This is a genomic window from Rhodococcus sp. GQ147, from assembly GCF_059759155.1.
This window is the reverse complement of record NZ_JCAXDU010000046.1, coordinates 1-2967: the sequence shown is the minus strand read 5'-3', so window position 1 is coordinate 2967 and position 2967 is coordinate 1. Positions and strand designations below refer to the sequence as shown.

Sequence of the window (2967 nt, the reverse complement as noted above, 5' to 3'; positions counted from 1 at the left end):
GCCCACCACCGCCGAATCGATACCCAAGCTTGTCGCCGACACACGAAAGGGGTCCGTGTCAGCCATCGACACGGACCCCTTTGCCTGAACATCTAACTCTGGCCCTCTAAGAAGCCGTGGCCGTGCGGATCTCGTGCAAGGTTATCCCCGGCAGTACGACGGGTGCGTGGTGTAACCCGGCTTGAGGAGGCCGACCCCCTTGCGGGGCTTTTCCACCTGGAGGCAACCGTTGGCGGAAGCTGCCTTACTCGCGGCATCCGCCCACGCGGAAGGCCCGTACTGCGGGAATCCGACGACTCCGCACACTCCGCTAGCAGTCACACCGGCCGCCTTCCCGAATAGCCCTCCGACCGCGCCACAGAAGATCGCTTCGCTGACCTTCCCTGTTGTTCCGGCCACGCCTTCGAGGTAGTTGGCGAATGCCTTGGTCTGGTCCTTGGTGAAGTAGGTGGTGCAGGTGTGGGGTCCACAGTTGGTCCACTGCTTCGCAGTCGGCGCGGCCGATGCTTCTCCAGCGGTCCCGACCAGAAGCCCACCTACCAGCGCAAGGCCACCCGCTATACCAGCGATTGCTTGTCGCATACTCGTCTTCATTTTTCCTCCTGTGGGAGCGATCGGCCTGGAACTCTCTGCCCATCCCGCCTGTTTGCCAGATGGATAAGACCGATAGTCCATATAAAACCCGCAGTTGTTCGCGATGTCAATACATAACCCGAGGTAGGACGCTATGTTTGAATGAGACATGTCTCATGAGACATTAATACAGTCAAATTCTCATGAGACAATGTCTCAAAGAGACGGTGCGGGGACGACAGAAGGCGAAAGGGACATGATGAACGACTACTTTGAGGCGATTGCATGGTGCATGGAGCGGATATCGGCACCTCACCGAGGCATCTCCATGCGCGAACTGAGTGAGTGGATCTCGTCCTATAACGACGAGGTGCGAGCGCCTAAGGGGGAGAGCCCGCTTGCACACAGTCGCGCAAACCTGTACCGGAAATTTTCATCGGTGGACGAAGCTCTTGAGCGCACCCGATCGCATCTTGTTTCCCTTGACCGTCCGGTTCCTTCAGCGCTGGAGTCATACTTGATCACGGCCAAGAAGCCGGCCGGGGATCCCTATGCGAGGGTGTGGAATGCTGACTCCAGCATCGAAGTCCTTGAGCGAGCGCTCGAAAGGGCAAGGAGATACAGCGACGACGCGGAGCAGGTGATTCTTGCGCAACATCTTGCGGAAAAGTTACTGCGAACCTCGGGGCAATCAGACAAGATCCTGCGTCAGGCATACAAGGTTGCCGAAACTGGCTACAAAGTCGCAGAAAGCAGCCCGAGCCGATCCCGTTCGAGGCGCCTTCGACATGAGCAGATGCTCTGCGCACGAGCCGCTGCCTGGGCAGCAGTCCGACGTTCTCGCGTATACATAAATGATCTGAACAAGACCGACCGGTTCTTGTATCTGGTCGAGACCTGGAAGCGACGTGAAGCGGAGTTGGCGCGCTCATTGCGCTTACCCATAACAGCAAGGGTTGCTCGATTTCACGCCGAACGCGCATCCGCTCTGATACGTAACGACCGCGAGGAATCAATCGCCAGCCTACGAGACGTTGCTCGATTCTTAGTGACTGAGAAACCCGGTATCGGAACCGACGCAAACGACCGCGTTCGGTACCATGACCTAACCAGCATCGTGCAACGTCTGTGCGCTGTTGACTGGGCCTTCTCCACCCATCCTTCCTATCAGCAGCTGATTGACCAATATTTTCCTGACGGAAATGACATTCCCGATTTGGTAGAACAACTACTCCAGCTCTACGCAGACGATGAGCGTGGTCGCGACGCACGGGCAGACGCCGAAGCTCTGATCAAGCTGAAAACAATGAATGATGCGTTGCTCAGGGAATACGAGAAAATCGACAGCAACCCTTCGGCGGTAGTGGTGCATATCGGTGGCAGAAAACTTCGCATTCCCCCGGCTCAAAGCCTGTACGCCGCTATTAAACCGCTGAAGGCATGGACCTTCCTGCGGGTATACGAGCATAGCGCACTCCATGCGTTGGCCTTGGCCAGGTACGCGGTGGCAGTCCACGACATTGAAGTACAAGACGGCACTATGCTTCCTAAGTTCCCAATTCCCGCAGACCGTCTACTTACTACCGCACGAGATTTCTGCCAACGTGCCAGTTCAGTGACTCGGCGAAAGACCGTAGATCAATCGCTCCTTGAGCGAGTGACTCGGGCAGAGGAAGAAATAGACAAGCGGCTTCCTGCAGAACGGTACAACGCGGTCCGACAAGAACGAAAACAAGCCGCTACGAACACCGGTCCCGAATTTCGAGACGGAGAACGGGCCTTCCCGGTGATCGCAGAAAACGCTCTGACCTCATTAGTGCTACAGGCTCTGACCAGTGAGCGACTTGATCAGAAGCAAGCCGACACTCTCGCCAACGCGGCTCAGACCATCCACCGCTACCTCGTTCACAGTCGTAGCACTTCCTTCTCCGGAGGCATTGACCCCGAACCTGCCTAATCAGCTCACCGGCCACTGCGGACAGCAACCGCAGACGTATCGCTCAGCCAGGACGAGCGACTCGCCCTGTTCGGTGATCCGGCCCGATACGGTGCGCACATCGCCGCCCGGGTGTTGTCGCCCGGCGTCGGTGTGCAACGACTGGTATTGCTCGACGCGACTGGACGCGAACTACCCGACGACTGCGGCCTGTGACATTGGCGAACGTGTTCAAAGGCTGCTGGTCGGTGCATAGTGCGGATTCTCCGTGCCAGCAGTACCAAGGACCATCCAATGGGGATCTGCCGCAACGAGGGGCGTCGGGACAGGATCGCCTGGATCCTGCGCGTACCCGGGTCAAGCCCCAGAAGGTGGTGTAGGACGGTGATCCCTTCTCCTGTCCTGACTATGCAGCAGGAATCGCGGCAGCAGGTTCCGTAACCACCTCCCCGGCACTG

Annotated in this window: 1 protein-coding gene; it reads left to right on the top strand. The window is 57.8% G+C overall.

Going from position 1 to position 2967, the window contains the following annotated elements; translation table 11 throughout:
* Nucleotides 1-829: 829 nt before the first annotated feature.
* Nucleotides 830-2530, top strand: a complete 1701-nt coding sequence (locus AC6CID_RS24885) for a hypothetical protein (RefSeq protein ID WP_220667077.1) — start codon at nt 830-832, stop codon at nt 2528-2530.
* The last annotated feature ends 437 nt before the right edge of the window (nt 2531-2967 follow it).